We start from the raw sequence: 671 nt of genomic DNA, 5'->3' as shown, positions 1-671 counted from the left end.
GGCGCGTTGTTCTCATGCGTGTTGAAGGAACGAAGCACACCCATTTCTGGCGTCGCCAACATGTCGAACGTCAATGAGCCGTTTGTGCCCAACGCACACGCGTCTACGTTGATGGTCCAGTAACGTGGTGCCATTTTGTTAGCATTTTCTACGTGATATAAAGTCGGATTTACTTGCGTACTTTGTTCCAATTCAGGACCGCCATCTCGGGTGATGAATTGACTCGACCACGCTGCGCGGTCGTTTACCTTCACTGCCGATTTAGATTCACCAATGTTTATCAACGTCACCACAAACGCATTCCAGTACACATCTTTGCGAACGCTTTCCGCGCTTTGACAGCCGCCTTCAAAAAGACACTTTGCCCAGTAACTCTGCTTCGTCACGTTGCTGAACGACACTTCAAAACTTGAGGCCGTTACGCCCGTGTTCCAGAACGTTTGACTACCTGCAGGACAGTTCGCCGAGATTCTCACCGTGGTACCTGTGCAGACAATGTCTTGACTCACCGTAATCGTTGGCGCGACATGAGTAGGCGTCACGGTGAATGTCACCACATTGCTCTTTTCACTCAAACAGCCCCCTCCCGCTTGGCAACGGGCGTAATATGAACTCGTCTCCGTAGGTGTTTGATTGGGTAAAGACGACAACGCTACATTTGTCGCCGCATT

1 protein-coding gene is annotated in these 671 nt (G+C 50.5%); it reads right to left on the bottom strand.

Going from position 1 to position 671, the window contains the following annotated elements:
• Positions 1 to 671: hypothetical protein (locus tag AC23N5_RS31425; RefSeq protein WP_487758565.1), on the bottom strand; the 671-nt coding region annotated here is incomplete at both ends.

It is taken from the genome of Runella sp. R5_40, assembly GCF_057652295.1.
The sequence above is the reverse complement of the archived record's forward strand: the minus strand, read 5'-3'. Positions and strand labels throughout refer to the sequence as shown.